The 15,236-nt window shown below is 71.6% G+C and carries 10 protein-coding genes and 1 pseudogene; 3 read left to right on the top strand and 8 right to left on the bottom strand.

Going from position 1 to position 15,236, the window contains the following annotated elements; genetic code table 11:
- Window positions 1-274 precede the first annotated feature (274 nt).
- Together ACFY3V_RS17220 and ACFY3V_RS17215 are read right to left on the bottom strand one after the other, a co-directional pair.
- Window positions 275-535, bottom strand: a complete 261-nt coding sequence (locus ACFY3V_RS17220) for a WhiB family transcriptional regulator (protein ID WP_037969494.1) — start codon at window positions 533-535, stop codon at window positions 275-277.
- Between the two features lie 228 nt (window positions 536-763).
- Window positions 764-3,220 carry a hypothetical protein gene (locus tag ACFY3V_RS17215; protein ID WP_389774209.1) on the bottom strand — a complete coding sequence of 819 codons (2,457 nt, stop codon included), beginning with the start codon at window positions 3,218-3,220 and terminating at the stop codon, window positions 764-766.
- A 251-nt stretch (window positions 3,221-3,471) separates the two neighbouring features.
- On the opposite strand from ACFY3V_RS17215, the gene cofD reads away from it, so the two are divergent.
- Window positions 3,472-4,494, top strand: a complete 1,023-nt coding sequence (gene cofD, locus ACFY3V_RS17210; protein ID WP_362896396.1) for a 2-phospho-L-lactate transferase — start codon at window positions 3,472-3,474, stop codon at window positions 4,492-4,494.
- On the top strand, window positions 4,494-5,813 hold the full coding sequence (locus ACFY3V_RS17205; RefSeq protein ID WP_362896394.1) for a coenzyme F420-0:L-glutamate ligase: 1,320 nt from the start codon (window positions 4,494-4,496) through the stop codon (window positions 5,811-5,813). Before cofD ends, ACFY3V_RS17205 begins: the two co-directional genes overlap by 1 nt.
- Window positions 5,814-6,041: 228 nt before the next feature.
- On the opposite strand, the gene ACFY3V_RS17200 is transcribed toward ACFY3V_RS17205, so the two are convergent.
- From ACFY3V_RS17200 to ACFY3V_RS17175, 6 genes are all read right to left on the bottom strand, one after another.
- On the bottom strand, window positions 6,042-8,651 hold the full coding sequence (locus tag ACFY3V_RS17200) for a bifunctional FO biosynthesis protein CofGH (protein WP_389774205.1): 2,610 nt from the start codon (window positions 8,649-8,651) through the stop codon (window positions 6,042-6,044).
- 504 nt (window positions 8,652-9,155) lie between these two features.
- Window positions 9,156-10,052, bottom strand: coding sequence for a DNA-3-methyladenine glycosylase 2 family protein (locus tag ACFY3V_RS17195; RefSeq protein WP_350946468.1), 897 nt, complete (start codon window positions 10,050-10,052; stop codon window positions 9,156-9,158).
- A 23-nt stretch (window positions 10,053-10,075) separates the two neighbouring features.
- Window positions 10,076-11,170 (bottom strand): NDP-sugar synthase, encoded by a 1,095-nt coding sequence (locus ACFY3V_RS17190; protein ID WP_362896388.1) that lies wholly within the window; start codon window positions 11,168-11,170, stop codon window positions 10,076-10,078.
- Between the two features lie 17 nt (window positions 11,171-11,187).
- Window positions 11,188-12,309 (bottom strand): glycosyltransferase family 1 protein, encoded by a 1,122-nt coding sequence (locus tag ACFY3V_RS17185; protein ID WP_362896386.1) that lies wholly within the window; start codon window positions 12,307-12,309, stop codon window positions 11,188-11,190.
- A gap of 92 nt (window positions 12,310-12,401) precedes the next feature.
- Window positions 12,402-13,319, bottom strand: coding sequence for a lysylphosphatidylglycerol synthase transmembrane domain-containing protein (locus ACFY3V_RS17180; RefSeq protein ID WP_350946466.1), 918 nt, complete (start codon window positions 13,317-13,319; stop codon window positions 12,402-12,404).
- A gap of 109 nt (window positions 13,320-13,428) precedes the next feature.
- Window positions 13,429-14,268: a class I SAM-dependent methyltransferase gene (locus tag ACFY3V_RS17175; protein WP_362896384.1), complete on the bottom strand. Its 840-nt coding sequence runs from the start codon at window positions 14,266-14,268 to the stop codon at window positions 13,429-13,431.
- Between the two features lie 123 nt (window positions 14,269-14,391).
- Between ACFY3V_RS17175 and ACFY3V_RS17170 the strand changes: the two are divergent.
- Window positions 14,392-15,216, top strand: a pseudogene (locus ACFY3V_RS17170) (lysylphosphatidylglycerol synthase domain-containing protein); the annotation flags it as partial.
- Between the last annotated feature and the right edge of the window lie 20 nt (window positions 15,217-15,236).

The raw sequence follows: 15,236 nt of genomic DNA, 5'->3' as shown, positions 1-15,236 counted from the left end.
TGTCTTACACCTGGTCGCGGGCATGAAAAAAGGGTCACGTGACCGACGGTCACGTGACCCCGTGGACATATTCGTCAAACGCCTCCGAGAGGCGTCATGCACTTCCGCCAGACCGATCAAGCCTCTTCGCCACCGCTTCGGCGCCTCGGTCTCGATCGGTTTTCATGGTGTTCATGGTGTTTGTCGTGTTCATAGTGTTCGTCGGTGCCCGGACGTCCAGAGCGTCCGGACGCCAGAGCGCTCAAGCCTTCCGGCCACCCGGTCTCCGGACGGCTCAGACCGCCTCACGCTTGATGCGGCGGCGTTCACGCTCCGACAACCCACCCCAGATTCCAAACCGCTCGTCGTGTTCGAGTGCGTACTCAAGACACTCGGCACGCACCTCGCAGGAGCGGCAAACCTTCTTGGCCTCGCGGGTGGACCCTCCCTTCTCCGGGAAGAACGCCTCCGGGTCGGTCTGCGCGCACAAGGCGCGCTCCTGCCAGCCAAGCTGCTCTTCAGCGATGCTCTCCTGTGCGATGACCAGGTCGGCCACTGCACACCTCCCTGCCGCAAGCCCGCAAAATTGGAGCCCCCCTATGAACGCCTCCCCCTTACCCACCCAGAGGAAGGCGTAACAACACGTGTGTAATTACACGCGTGTGCTCGGTGTGGCGTCAAGCGGCATGCTGGTATCCGGGGAAAGACCTGCTCTCCCCGGTTGTGGGTCGTGTGCCTGCCACGACGGCAATTGCACCAGGTGATCGCTTCGACCGCCAGGGGCTCAGTGCTCTCGGCGGTCGGAACCGTACCAGGACATGTTCTGATCCTGACCGGGGCCCACCCTCTCTCTATCCGCGGTTTCCTCATCCGTGACCTGACCTGGGCGTTGTTCGGGCTTGTAGATCGCCGTGGGGTCTATCGGCTGCGAGTCCCACGTCCTGGCCGCGGGCGAGGGACCGCTCAGCGGGTCTCCCTGGTAGGCGCTCGGGTCGAACCGGACCGTCGTCTCCGACTGGGGGTCCCACTGGTGGGACCCGTACGGCGCCTGGGAGTCCTGCGGAGCCTGAGGGGTCTGTGAGGGCTGGGGACTCTGCGGGGGGCGCGGGGCCTCAGGGGTCTGCGGGTGCCCGAACGGGCCCTCGTACCCCGGGGAACCGTACTCGGGAACGCGCAGCTGCGGCTCGGTGCCGCCCTGCTGGGCCTGCTGCTGGTAGCTCTCCGCCTGCTGGTACGCCTGGGCCATCTGCTGGGACCTGAGGTCCACCGGGTCGGGCGCCGGGTATGCCTGGCTCTGCTCACCCTGGCGGCCGAACTCGGCGCCGGAGTAACCGGTGAACGGCTGGCCGTAGTTCTCCGGCGGCTGCGGGAAGGACTGCGGCGGGCCGTCGAACGGCGGGCGCTGCCGGCTGTCCGCAGGCCGGCCCTGGTTCCCCTCGGCCTGCTGCTCGGGCTGGTGCCCGTAGCCGGGCGACTGCGGCTCCGGCTGCGGGTAGGACTGCGACTCCCGGTGCCCGCCGAAGCCCGGGACCTCGGACCGCTGGTAGCCCTGCGAGTCGGCGTGCGGGTATCCCTGCGGATCGGGCTGCGAGTAGCTCGGCTGCTCGGGTTGCGGGTAGCCCGGCTGCCGCGGCTCCTGATCGTACGCGGGAGAAACCGGCGAGACCGGGGACGTCGGAGGCTCGTCCTGGCGGCCGAAGAGCGGGTCGGACTGTCCGGAAGGAGCGGTCTGCCCATAGTCGGACCGCAGCGGGTCCGACTGATGACCGTACGCGGACGAGTCGGCCTGCCTGCCGAAGTCCTGCGTCCCCTGACCGTACGACGAGGACGGCGAGGGCTCTGAGTACTGGGAGTAGCTCGGCAGCCGAGGGCTGGAGTGCCGCCCGGATCCCGACGGCTGCGCCTCCTGGCCGTACGCGGGGGGAACCGGCGAGGCCGGGGACTCCGGGAACGCCGGGGACGCCGGGGATTCAGCCTGCCTGCCGAAGTCCTGCGACTCCTGACCGTACGACGAGGAGTCGGGGAACTGCGGGTAGCTCGGCAGACGGGGTTCCGTCTGGGCGTGCGGCTCAACCGGGGCGGCGTAGATCGGCGGGTCGTAGGCCGCGGCCGGGGGGTCGTACGGCTTGGCCGGGGTCGAGGGCTGGACGTCCGCCGCGACGTACGGGTTCGGGGTGTAGCTCTCCACAGGCGAGGCGGGCTGCGGGTGGTTCTGCTCCTGCTGCGCGTACCCCTGCGGCTCCTGCTGCGCGTACCCCTGCGGCTCCTGCTGCTGGGACGGCTGAGCGTAGGGGCCGGGCTGGGCGGCGTAGGACTGGTTCTCGGCGGGCGGCGGGTAGGGGGCCTGGGAGTATCCCTCACCGGCCTGCGGCGCGGGGGACGCCTCCGGCCGGCCGTATCCCTCCTGGGCTCCGGTGGAACTGTGCGCGGGCGCCGGCGGGAGCGCGGGGCGCTCGTACGGGGGCTGCGGAGCCGGGACGGGCGGGGCCTCCTGCGGGTATCCCTGGCCGCCCTGCGGCCCCTGGCCCTGCGGATGGCCCTGCCCCCCCTGCGGCCCCTGGCCCTGCGGGGGCATCTGCCCCTGGGGACCGTGGGGAGGGGGGCCGCCCTGGGCCTGGGGGTACCCGCCCTGCGGAACGCCCTGTCCCGGAACGCCCTGTCCCGGAACGCCCTGGGGGCCCTGAGGGCCCTGAGGGCCCGGGAAGGGCGCCTGCTGCCCGGGGACGGGCGGCCGGCCGTAGGCGTACCCCTCCTGCGGGTCCGGGGAGTGGCCGAAGCCGCCACCGGCGCGGAAGGGGTCCTCGCGCGGGCCCGGCGGGATCGCCTTCGGCAGCACGTACAGCAGCGCGACCACGGTCAACGCGAGGGCGGGCAGGTTGACGAGGAAGAACTCGACCTTCCCCAGAAAGCCTTCCACGCCCCCGAACAGCCCGCCGAACAGGCCGATCAGGCCGAACAGCGCGGAGAGCCCGAGCGTGCCGGCCACGACGAGGGCCATCACCTTCAGCCGCTCGATCACCGGGCCGAAGTTGGTCGCCAGCAACACGGCGCCCACGAGCAACGCGGACGCGACCGGCGAGGTGAACTGCCCCGTGAAGGCCGACGAGCGCTCGGCGAAGGAGGACGACGGCCCACCCCCGAAAAGCAGGCGTTCGATGCCGACGAGAACGCTCGCGGACCCGAAGGCGACCATGAGCCACGCGGCCGGTTCCCGGAGCCGACCTGCCTCGACATTGATCACAACTACCCCCAGAGGGTCTTTAGGTAAACCCGGGTCAGTTTTGCACATGGCTGACTTTGCTGCCGGTGGTCCCGGGAAGCCCACCAACCCCACAAGTACTTTGTTGACACCCTATAAGCCCACATTTCGGGCGTCCTACCAGGCGATCCGGCAGGGCGGGCACCCCGCATAACGATCATGAAAAGAGTAGTGTGAATCGCCCGCCGGTACCCCGACAACGGGTCAGGTGACCTAGTGGAACACTGGACGGCATGCGCATCGTCTCCCTCGCCGGCGGAATCGGCGGCGCCCGTTTCCTGCGCGGCCTGCTCACCGCGGCCCCCGATTCCGAGATCACCGTCATCGGCAACACCGGTGACGACATCAGCCTCTACGGCCTGCGGGTCTGCCCCGACCTCGACACCGTGATGTACACGCTGGGCGGCGGCATCGACGAGGAGCAGGGGTGGGGACGGCGGTCCGAGTCGCACGTCGTCAAGGAGGAACTCGCCGCCTACGGCGTCGAGCCGCAGTGGTTCGGCCTCGGCGACCGTGACTTCGCCACCCACATCGTGCGCACCCAGATGCTCGACGCCGGATACCCCCTGTCCGCGGTCACCGAGGCGCTGTGCGCGCGCTGGCAGCCGGGCGTACGCCTGATCCCGATGAGCGACGACAGGACCGAGACCCACGTCGTCGTCTCCGACGAGCGGGGCCGTCGCGCCATCCACTTCCAGGAGTGGTGGGTGCGGCTGCGCGCCTCGGTCCCCGCCGAGCAGATCATCCTGGTCGGCGCGGACGACGCCTCCCCCGCCCCCGGAGTGCTGGAGTCCATCGCCGCCGCGGACGCGGTCGTCCTCCCGCCGTCCAACCCGGTCGTCAGCATCGGCACGATCCTGCAGATCAAGGGCATCCGCGAGGCCCTTGAGGGCAAGACCGTCGTCGGCGTCTCGCCCATCGTCGGCGGCGCCCCCGTCCGGGGCATGGCCGACGCCTGCCTGACCGCGATCGGCGTGGAGACCACCGCGCAGGCCGTCCTCGAACTGTACGGATCACCGCTGGTGGACGGCTGGCTGGTCGCGGAGGAGGACGCCGGGGTCGCCCTCGACGGCGTCGACGTCGAGGCCCGCCCGCTGATCATGCACGACGTCGAGTCCGCCGCGGCCATCGCCCGTGCCGCCCTGGACATGGCCGTACGGCTCGCGGGCCGGCGCGCCGCTCCTCCGGCGCCCTACGAGGGTTCTCCCGCCGCGAACGGATCCGGCGCGTCCGCGACCCCCGAGGAAGGTGTGTGATGAGCCGGTTCAGGCGCGGGCAGGAGGAGTCCTCGGACGTCAAGGTGGAGGTCTTCGCGGTTCCCGGCATGCCCGAGGTGCGCGAGGGCGACGACGTCGGCGAGCTGATCGCCACGGCCCTGCCCGACCTGCGCGACGGCGACATCCTCGTGGTCACCTCGAAGATCTCCAGCAAGGCCGAGGGCCGGGTGCTGCACGACGCGACCCGTGCCGAGGCCGTCGAGGCGGAGACGCGGCGGGTGGTCGCCCGCAGGGGTGAGACCGTGATCGCCGAGACGGCGCACGGGTTCGTGATGGCCGCCGCCGGGGTCGACGCCTCCAACACCCGTCCCGGCACGGTCGTCCTGCTGCCCACCGACCCGGACGCCTCCGCCTCGGCCGTCAGGGCGCGCGTCAGGGAGCTGCTCGGTGTGTCGGTCGGCGTGGTCATCTCCGACACCTTCGGCCGCCCGTGGCGTAACGGCCAGACCGACCTCGCCGTCGGCCTTGCGGGGGTGACGCCCGCGCTCGACTACCGGGGCATGTCCGACGACCACGGCAACCCGCTCGAGGTCACCCTGACCGCCGTCGCCGACGAGTTCGCGGCGGCCGGGGACCTGGTCAAGGGGAAGGTCTCGCAGACCCCGGTGGCGGTGATCAGAGGTCTGGCGGAGTACACCACGGAGGAGGACGGTCCGGGAGTCGGCGAGCTGCTCCGCCCGTCCGCCGAGGACATGTTCCGGTACGGTTCGCGCGACGTGGTCTTCGCCCGCAGGACCGTCCGCGAGTTCTCCGCCGACCCCGTGGACGGCGCCAAGGTCCGCAGGGCGGTCGAGGCCGCGATCGCCGCACCCGCCCCGCACCACACGACCCCGTGGCGGTTCGTCCTGCTGGAGTCGGCGGAGACCCGCGAGAAGCTGCTCGACGCGATGCGGGAGGCCTGGATCACCGACCTGCGCGGTGACGGATTCTCCGAGGAGTCGATCGCCAAGCGGGTGAGGCGGGGCGACGTGTTGCGCGCGGCCCCCTATCTGGCGGTGCCCTGCCTGGTGATGGACGGCTCGCACACCTACGGCGACGCCCGGCGCGATGCGGCCGAGCGGGAGATGTTCGTGGTCGCGACCGGCGCGGGGGTGCAGAACTTCCTGGTCCAGCTCGCGGTGGAGGGCCTGGGATCCGCCTGGGTGTCGTCCACCATGTTCTGCCGCGACGTGGTCAGGCAGGTCCTCGACCTGCCCCTGGACTGGGACCCGATGGGCGCCGTCGCCATCGGCCATCCCGCCGCCCCGCCGAGGGACCGCGCCCCCAGGCTCGCGTCCGACTTCGTCGTCGTCCGCTGACGGGGAGCCACCGGGTCGGCCGTTCGGGCGGACCCGGCGACGCGACCGCCGCCGGCGACAGACGTACGCGTGCCTGACGCCGGCGGCACGTCGGCGGCGCTCGACGTCGGCTGCCGCGCGGTGTCCGCCGGATGACGACAAACCGGGACCTATCCCTACATATGCCTACAGAGGGAGTGCCGATTGCGCCGACGAACCTTCCGCGAAGACGGCCAGATGTAGAACTTGTCAAGACTTCGCCGAAGGCTCCAGGGAGAGCAGCGGAAGCGCGTTGGGGCGGACGCTGCGGCAGACACCGTCACTCGCCCTCGCCGCGGCCACCCGCTCGGCGTCCGGCACACCGTAGGAGGTGGTCCGCTGCCGGAGCGGCCTCCCGGTCGGGGCGACCATCGCCTCGATCTCACCGATGGTCTTGAAGGAGCCGTTCTCCGACCCGGCCATCCTGCTGATCGTCTCCTCCATCAGCGTGCCGCCGAGATCGTTGACCCCGCCGAGCAGCACCTCACGGCAGAGCTCGTCCTGGAGCTTCACCCACGAGCACTGGACATTGGCGATCGCGCCGTGCAGCAGGACGCGCGCCAGCGCGTGCACGGCCCGGTTCTCCCGCGCCGTCGGCCCCGGACGGGCGATCCCCGCCAGGTAGATGGGCGCGCTGTGGTGGACGAACGGCAACGGCACGAACTCGGTGAACCCGCCGGTCTCCTCCTGGATACGGCGGATCAGCCGGATGTGCCGCACCCAGTGCCCGTGGTTGTCGACGTGGCCGTACATCATCGTGGAGGTCGTCGGAATGCCGACCCGGTGCGCGGTGGAGATGACCTCGACCCACTCCCTGGTGGGAAGCTTGCCCTTGGTCAGCACCCAGCGGACGTCGTCGTCGAGGATCTCCGCCGCGGTGCCCGGGAGCGAGTCGACGCCCGCCTCCTTCGCGGCGACCAGCCAGTCCTCGACGGACAGGTTGGTACGGCTGGCACCGTTGATCACCTCCATCGGCGAGAACGCGTGGACGTGCATCTCCGGCACCCTGGCCTTGACCGCCCTCGCGATGTCGAAGTACGCGGTGCCGGGCATGTCGGGGTGGATGCCGCCCTGCATGCACACCTCGGTCGCCCCGGCCTGCCAGCCCTCCCAGGCGCGGTCGGCGACCTGCTCCAGGGAGAGGGTGTAGGCGTCGGCGTCGGTACGGCGCTGCGCGAAGGCGCAGAAGCGGCAGCCGGTGTAGCAGACGTTGGTGAAGTTGATGTTCCGGTTCACCACGTAGGTGACCTCGTCGCCGACGGCCTCCCGGCGCAGGCCGTCGGCGATCCGGCAGAGCTCGTCCAGCGCGGCGTCGTCGGCGCCCACCCCGTTCTGGTCTCCCGCGAGGTCCAGCAGGACGAGCGCCTGGGCGTCGCTCAGGCCCGCCGGGTCGCTCTCGGCCCGGTTCAGGGCCTCCCGCACATCGCCCCGCACGGCCGAGGTGGCCGCGGGCAGACGCTCCCTGAGCGCCTCCCAGTCGCCGTACACGCTGTCGAAGTCGTCGCGGCGGTCGGCGCCGCGCCCCTCGGTGTCGACCGCCGTGTGCAGGTCGACGCGGCCCAGGGAGACGAAACCGCCGTCGGGCTCCTGCCAGGGGCGGCCGGTCAGGACCGCGTCCTCGCGGGCGAGCCCGGTCTCGGGGTCCGCCAGGGCTGCGACGTGCGCGTTGAGCCTCGGGTCGAGCCAGGGCTCCCCGGCCAGCACGAACTCGGGGTAGATGGTGAGCCGCTCGCGCAGCGCGAACCCGGCCGCGGCCGTACGGGCGGCGAGGTCGTCGATCTGCGGCCAGGGCCGCTCGGGGTTGACGTGGTCGGGCGTGAGCGGCGAGACGCCGCCCCAGTCGTCGATACCCGCCCTGATCATCAGCTCGTACTCGGAGTCGACGAGGTTCGGCGGGGCCTGCACCCTCATCTTCGGTCCGAGCACGAGCCGGGTCACCGCGATCGTCGCGGCCAGCTCCTGCAGGTCGGCGTCCGGCATGCCGCGCATCGCGGTGTCCGGCTTGGCACGGAAGTTCTGGACGATGATCTCCTGGATGCCGCCGTACTCACGCGCCACCCTGCGCAGCGCGAACAGCGACTCGGCGCGGTCGGCGACCGTCTCCCCGATGCCGATGAGGATGCCGCTGGTGAACGGCACGTTCGTCCGCCCGGCGTCCTCGAGCACGCGCAGCCGCACGGCGGGATCCTTGTCGGGCGAGCCGTGGTGCGCCTGCCCCTTCTCCTCGAAGAGCCGCCGTGAGGTCGTCTCCAGCATCATGCCCATGGAGGGCGCGACCGGCTTGAGCCGCTGCAGGTCCCGCCAGGTCATGACGCCCGGGTTCAGGTGCGGCAGCAGCCCGGTCTCCTCGAGCACCCGCACGGCCATCGCGCGGACGTAGGACAGCGTGTCGTCGTAGCCGTGCGCGTCCAGCCACTCGCGGGCCTGGTGCCAGCGGTCCTCGGGCCGGTCGCCCAGGGTGAACAGCGCCTCCTTGCACCCCATCGCCGCACCCTGCCTCGCGATCTCCAGCACCTCGTCGGGGCTCAGGAACATGCTTTCCAGCTTGTGCGGGGCGGTGGCGAACGTGCAGTAACCGCAGCGGTCGCGGCACAGGCGTGTCAGGGGGATGAAGACCTTGCGGCTGTAGGTGATGATCCCTTGCCGGCCGACCGCCTCAAGGCCGGCGTCCCGCACCCTCCCCGCGTGGTCGAGGAGGGTCTCCAGATGTTCGTCCCGCGCGTGCAGCAGGACGGTGGCTTCGCTGATGTCGAGAGCTTTGCCGTCGCGGGCCCTGGCCAGAGCCCGGCGCATCGCGTTGTCGGTGGGGTTAGCGCTCATGACCGCACAGTACGACGCGAGACGAGAACGCGGGGCGGCGGGTACCCGCTCACGGCCCCCGGACTCCCAGTACAGGCCCCGGGCCCGATGCCCGCCCCACTCGAATGCCCGGACGCCGGACGCCGGCGCAGGCCCCGTCCGGGCGCCAGGACACCGCCCGCACCGGACGACGGCGAAGGCCGGACACTTCAGTGCTTCTAAAGCATGCCGTCAAGCAAGTCTCGATAGACGTAAATACTTGCAGATGCATAAATTAGAGACGTCAACCGGAACCCCGCCCCCGCGGGAAACCCGCCCCGATCCTCCGTGGGACCCCCTCGGACCTCACCCGACAGGAGCCGACAATGCTCTGGTTTCTCCTCGCCCTCGCCGCCGTCGCCGCCCTCGCCCCGCTGATCGGAGCCGACACGCGCGACAGCCTCGACTGGCAACGCGGCGAACCCTTCCCCGACGAGGGAACCCGCAGAACGACCGGTGATCGCGCACCGGCATCCGAGGGAGCGCTCAGAACGACCGGTAGTCGCGCACGGGCATCCTCGGCCCGCGAGCGGGTGGCCGCACACCGCCCAACCCCAGCAGCCGGCTGACCCGGTGCCGGTGCCCCCGGTAGGGAGCGAGCAGCCGCAACATCCGCGCGTCGTCCACCCGCTCACCGCTGAGCGACCAGCCGACCAGCGCGGGCAGGTGGAAGTCGCCCACCGAGATCGCGTCCGCGTCACCGTGCGAGCGCTGGCGTACCTCGGCGGACGTCCACACCCCGATCCCGGGCAGCGCCCTCAGCAGCCGATCCGCGTCGGCGCTGCCCCCGACCGCCTCCAGTCGCCCCGCGTACCGGGCGGCGTTCGCGATCGTCCGGGCCCGCACCGCCTCCGCCCCCGCGCGGTGCCAGTCCCACGAAGGAATCGACCACCACACCTCGGGTGGCGGGAAGACCCTCATCCCCTCGGGCGCGGGACCCGGCGCGGGCTCGCCGTAGCGGCCCAGCAGCCACCGCCACGCCCGCCGCGCCTCGGTGGACACCACCTTCTGCTCCAGCACGGCCGGGACCAGCGCCTCGAGCACCCGTGAGGTCCTGCCGATCCTCAGCCCCGGATGGCGTCTCGCCGCGTCACGCAGCACCTCGTGCCCGGGAACGAACCCCGAGACGTCGTCACCGTCGCCCAGCAGCGCGGGGAGCGTCTCCAGCATCCACTCCGCCCCGGGCCCCCACGCCGAGGCCGCCACCCGGCCGCCCGTGAGGGCCACCCGTAGCGTCCCCGGCCCGTCGGGCGTGCGCGAGGTCCGCCAGAAGGCCCCGCCGGGCACCGACCTCAGGGTGGGGTCGCCGCTTCCGCGCCGGTGCGGGTCGAGTGAGAGCGCCAGGTCGACCGGCCAGGGCGGGCACCACTCGCGTTCCCTCACGAAGGTCCACGCGCCCCGGACGCTCAGATGTCGCTGGAGAAACGGATCGCGAACTCGGGAAGCACGACGCCGGGCCAGACCCGGCTGCCCGCGAGCAGTTCGTTCCCCGAGCCGACCACGGCGCCGTCGCCGAGGACGACGTCCCTCAGGACCGCTCCAGAGTTGACGCGCGCGCCGATGCCGACCACCGAGTCGACCACGACCGCGCCCGAGTGAACGACGCAGTCGTCCCCGAGCACACTGCCGCTGATCTGCGCTCCCGACTCCACGATCGCGCGGGCGCCGATCACGGAACCGCCGGAGACCTTCGCCTCCGGCGAGATCATGGCGCCGGGCAGGGCGAGGAAGTCACCGGTGGGTCCCGGCAGGGCGGGCGAGGCGAGACGGCCGAGCACCAGGTCGCGGGAGCCCTTCACGAAGGCCGCGGGCGTGCCCACGTCGAGCCAGTAGGAGGCGTCGGCGTAGCCGAGCACCAGGGCGCCGTCCTCGATCAGGCCGGGGAAGGTCTCACGCTCGACCGAGACGACCTCGCCCTCGGGGATCGTGTCGATCACCGAGCGGGTGAAGACGTAACATCCGGCGTTGATCCGGTTCGTCACCGGGTTGGGGGTCTTCTCCAGGAAGGCGGTCACCCGCCCTTCCTCGTCGGTGGGCACGCACCCGAAGCGTGAGGGATCCTCCACCTCGGTCAGGTGCAGGGTGACGGCGGCCCTCCTCGCCACGTGCGTCGCGATCTGGTCGCCGATGTCGTGACCGGACAGGATGTCACCGTTGAGCACGAGCACCGGGTCGTCGGGACCGCAGGTGAGCGCCTCGGCCGCGTTGCGGATGGCTCCGCCGGTGCCGAGCGGGACCTCCTCCGTCATGTATTCGAGCGCGAGGCCGAACGCCTCGCCGCCTCCGAACGCCTCGGAGAACATCTCCGCCCGGTAGGAGGTCGCGAACACGATGCGCCGCACCCCGAAAGCCCTCGCCCTGGCGAGTTGGTGGGCGAGGAAGGGCACCCCTGCCGTGGGCAACAGGGGTTTCGGTGTGCCGAGCGTCATCGGACGCAGGCGTGTCCCTCGTCCACCGACAAGGAGAATCGCCTCTAGATCGGGCAAGGGGGTCTCCATCATGCCGAGAGGTTAACCCACTACTCGATCGCGCGCTGATAGGAGAGCAGGTGCGCCTCCGCCGAGGCCTCCCAGGTGAACTCCTTGGCGCGGGCGATCCCGGCGACGGACAGCGCCTCCCTGCGCTCGGGCGAGGAGAGCAGCGTGCGCAGCGCCTCGGCGATGCTCTCGGCGTCCGGCTCGGTGTAGGCGACCGCGTCGCCCCCCACCTCGGGCAACGAGGTGCGGTGGGTGGTGAGCACCGGCGCGCCGCAGGCCATCGCCTCGAGCACCGGCAGCCCGAAACCCTCGCCCCGAGAGGGGAAGGCCGCGACCACCGCACCGCCGAGAAAGCCGCACAGGTCGGAGAACGACAGGAAGCCCGGACGCAGCACCCGCACGGTCGAGGGGACCTTCTCCACCGCGGCGTCCACCTCGGCGTCGCGGATGCCCCCTGCGAGCACCAGGGCGGGCGGGTCGGGGATGTTCTCGACGGCCCGCACGAAGCCGCGGATCAGGTTCGGCACGTTCTTACGCGGCTCCAGCGGGCCGAGGAAGGCGACGTACGGGGTGCCGTGCAGGCCGAGCCGGTCGGAGGCGTGGGTGATCTCCCGCTCGGACGGCGGGTGGAACAGCGCGGGATCGACGCCGTGGTAGGCGACGTCGATGCGGGTCGGGTCGGCGGAGAGGATCCTGATCAGCTCGTCCCTGGTCGCCTTGGAAGGCACGATCACCCGGGCGGCGTGCCGGACCGCCGTGCGGGTCGCGGCCCGGAAGAACGCCGCCTTGACCGCGTCGTGCTGCAGGGGCTCGGTGAAGCAGGTGAGGTCGTGCACGGTCGCCACGGTGGGCAGGCCGGGACTCAGCGGGATCGAGTAGTAAGGGGCGTGGATGACCTGGGCGCCGACCTGCCGGGCCAGAAACGGCAGACCCGTCTGCTCCCATGTCAGGCGGGCGGCCCGGTTGGTGATCCCGTGAGGCCCGGGCACAATCCGCGCGGAGGGTGCCAACCCGGCGTATCGGGCGGCGTCGGCGCGCTGGCAGACGACCGCGAGATCAGCGCCCGCTCTGTCCAGTGCGGCGACGAGCCCATCGACATACCTGATCAGCGCACCGCGATCGGCCGGAACCGCGGCCGCGTCGACGAGCACTCTCGGCGTCAAGAAGGATCGCCCCCCTCATGATCCACAGCGGGACGACCGTCCCCTTCCTCTTGTTTACTCTATTGCCAGAGTCGCTGAAACCGTGGGGGAAATCACACTGCTTTTCCCGAAGCGCGGTCCTTTCGGGATCCCTCGGCGCGGCGCGCGGTCAGGCCGGCGAGACCCGCGCAGAGAAGGTCTCCGAGGATGATCACGATCCGGGAGCAGAGCGCCACCGTGATCGCCGACCCCCGGTCCAGGACCGGCGCCAGCACGGCCACCATCGCCACCTCGCGCACCCCCGCCCCCGCCGGGACGACGAACGTCATGATCCCCAGACACCACGAGAGCGCGAACGCGCCGATCGAAAACAGGACCGCGGAAAGGCCGGAGGACCCGAGGTCATGGACGATCGCCGCCAGGTGCAGCCCGTAGGCGATCCAGCCGAGCAGCGCCCAGCCCAGCGCGGTGAGCATGCCCCCGCGGGTGAGCGGGCGCTCCAGCGGCTCGCGCCCCAGCTTCCGCAGCCCGAACCCGAGGACCGCGTTCACCACCCTCGGCTCGAAGGCCACCGCGAGCACCGGGATGAGCAGGAACGCCCACGCGTACGGCGCCGCGGCCCCCGGCATCGCCGCCAGCAGGGTCACCCCCGAGACCACGAGCCCGCTGCCGAGCTGCACCGGCAGCGTCAGGAAGAACGCCGCCGCGCTCCGCGACCTGGGCACTCCCAGCTCCTTGCCCATCTCCATCTGGGCGATCACCGGCCACAGCGAGCCGGGAATGTACTTGCCCAGCTGGCCCACGAAGAAGACCTTCGCCCCCGCGCGCAGGGGCAACGGCGAGCCCAGGTCGGCCAGCAGCGCCCGCCACGTCATCATCCCCCCGCACAGCGCGGCGAGCACCGCGACGAGCGACAGCGCGAGGGACGTCCACGACAGCCGGGCGAACCCCGCGCGGATCTCCTCCCACTGGTCCACCACCACCCACGCGCCGAACCCGAGCGCGACGAGCAGGAACGCGACACGGGCCACCCGCCTCAGGGTGGACCTGCCGGATCCGGCACCCGCGGTCACGAGAGCCCCGCCGAGGTCACCGCGGCGGCACGCCCCGGGAAGGAGATGCGGCGGGCCCGCGAGGAGCTCACAGGGGGCGTACCGGCTCGGGCGGCCGGCGCAGGGAGGCCCCGGCCGGGCGGCGGTCGCCCCTGGTCGCCACCCACAGGTAGGTGGGCACCACCGGCAGCAGCGCCCGCAGCACCGGGCGGGGCAGCCGCGACAGCACCCCGCCCGCGACCCGTCCCACCACGCCGGGGAAGAGCTCGTTCCCGGCGAACGCGGCCGGGGTGACGAGCACGGGGAAGGTGTAGTCCCACACCCGCAGGCCGCGCACCATCTTCCGCAGGCCCCTTCTGGTGCGGTAGCGCTCGTAGTAGCTGTCGGCCCGGCCGAAGAGCCGCACGTAGCGGTCGGCGAGCGCGGGCGGCAGGTAGGACAGGAACGGCAGCTTGTAGTGCGGCTCCATCACCCCGAGCCGGTTGCCCAGCCCCAGGTAGAGGACGCCGTCCTCGGAGAGCACCCGGCGCATCTCGGCCATGATCGCGTCAGGGTCGACCACGTGCTCGTAGATGTGGTTGAAGACCAGCACGTCGATCGAGCCGTCGGGGAAGGGCAGCGCGGTGCCGTCCGCGCACACGAACTCGACCCGCTCGCCGAACCTCTGGGACGCCCTGCGCAGGCCCGGAACATCGATGTCGACGCCGAACGTGTGGCTCGCGCCCGCCGAGGCCAGCTCGTCGGCGATGAAGCCCGCCGAACAGCCGATGTCGGCGACCGTCAGGCCGGCGAGGACGTCGGTGTCCCTGCCGAGGAAGTGCCCGAGCACAGCGACGATCTTCGCGGCCTTCCTGCGGCGCTTCTCCTCGTCCAGCATCGCCGCCTGGAACTCGGAGTACTCAAGCTGGGCGACCCGCTCGGCGCTCATCACTCGCTCACCGCTCCTCTTCTTCCCCTCCACGCGACTCCGCGACTTCGCACGACGCCGCCCAAGAGTACCGGTGACCCGCGACCCTACCGTCGGGTAAGCAGGCCGTCGTACCCTTGGCGGATGCTCAGCCGACTGCGGTCAAGCCGCCTCCTCCGGGTGCTGCTCGCGCTGGTCGCGGTGGGCTTCCTCGGGTACGGCCTGGTCAGGAACCGCGAGGAGACGACGGCCGCGATCTCCCAGCTGTCGTGGTGGTCCCTCGGCGGCTCCTACCTCTCGGTGATGGCCGGGATCGGCTTCATGGTGCTGGCCTGGCGGACGGTGCTGGCCGGGATGGGCTCGCCGCTCCCCCTCGGAAGCACCGCGAGGGTGTTCTTCGTCGGCCAGCTCGGCAAGTACGTGCCGGGCAGCGTCTGGGCGTACGCCGCGATGATGGAGCTCGGCCGCGACCACGACGTCCCGCCCCGGCGCATGTTCGGCTCCGTCTCCCTCGCCCTGCTGATCTCCCTGGGCTGCGCGCTCCTCGTCGCGGCGGTCACCCTGCGCGAGACCATGACCCAGGCGTGGTATCTGCTGGCACTGATCCCGGTGATCGCCGTCTGCCTGCACCCGGCCGTGCTCACGTTCGGGCTCAACCTGGCCCTGCGGATCGCCCGCCAGGAGCCCCTCGGCCAGGGCCGGCTGCTCAGCGGCGGGGCGGTGCTCCTCGCGGTCGCCCTCACGGTCACCGGCTGGGTGGTGTACGGCGCCCACCTGCTGCTCCCCATGGCCGACCTGGGCGCCTGGGGCGACTCCCTCTATCCGGTGGCGGTCGGCGCCTACGCGCTCGCCTGGGCGACGGGCATCGTCACGGTGATCGTCCCCGCCGGGATCGGCGTCCGCGAGGGGGCGCTGGTGCTCGCCCTGGCACCGGTGCTCGACTCCCCCAGGGCGCTGGTGGCCGCGGTGGTGTCGAGGGTGATGTTCAC

The organism is Streptosporangium sp. NPDC000095 (assembly GCF_042899335.1).
Taxonomy (GTDB): domain Bacteria; phylum Actinomycetota; class Actinomycetes; order Streptosporangiales; family Streptosporangiaceae; genus Streptosporangium.
Note: the sequence above shows the minus strand (reverse complement) of the source record. Positions and strands in the feature narration are given on the sequence as shown.

What these genes read in the sequence shown, in the direction of transcription:
- cofD (WP_362896396.1), top strand. Translation starts at nt 3,472, where the DNA reads ATGCGCATCGTCTCCCTCGCCGGCGGAATCGGCGGCGCCCGTTTCCTG.
- ACFY3V_RS17205 (WP_362896394.1), top strand. Translation starts at nt 4,494, where the DNA reads ATGAGCCGGTTCAGGCGCGGGCAGGAGGAGTCCTCGGACGTCAAGGTG.
- ACFY3V_RS17200 (WP_389774205.1), bottom strand. Translation starts at nt 8,651, where the DNA reads ATGAGCGCTAACCCCACCGACAACGCGATGCGCCGGGCTCTGGCCAGG.
- ACFY3V_RS17190 (WP_362896388.1), bottom strand. Translation starts at nt 11,170, where the DNA reads ATGATGGAGACCCCCTTGCCCGATCTAGAGGCGATTCTCCTTGTCGGT.
- ACFY3V_RS17175 (WP_362896384.1), bottom strand. Translation starts at nt 14,268, where the DNA reads ATGAGCGCCGAGCGGGTCGCCCAGCTTGAGTACTCCGAGTTCCAGGCG.